The sequence below is a fragment of the Bacillus sp. SIMBA_026 genome, from assembly GCF_046535335.1.
GTDB classification, from domain to species: Bacteria; Bacillota; Bacilli; order Bacillales; family Bacillaceae; genus Bacillus; species Bacillus velezensis.
On record NZ_JAWRWX010000498.1, the window covers coordinates 1 to 234 of the forward strand.

A 234-nucleotide genomic window follows, 5' to 3' on the forward strand; every position below is an offset into this window, starting at 1 on the left:
CTCCAAGGCGCTGGGTGCGCTTGACGTGGTTGCTCAGGCCGGCGGTAGGGGTTGAGGCGAGGTGGTAGCTTCCGCTCCCTTTCTTGAGGCGGATGTCGCGCACGATCATGTCATCGCCGTTGTACGCATCGGTTGCCAGGGTGGGAGTGTTGTGTGGGTAGTCCCAGAAGTTCGCCCATCCAAGGGCCCTGCGCAGGGTGGGGTCCTCCTCACGGGACGAGTCGTGATGCGCGT

At 64.1% G+C, this 234-nt stretch carries 1 pseudogene; it reads right to left on the reverse strand.

Annotated elements, in window-relative coordinates:
- Positions 1–234: pseudogene (locus SB847_RS22310) on the reverse strand (glycoside hydrolase family 32 protein); the annotation flags it as partial.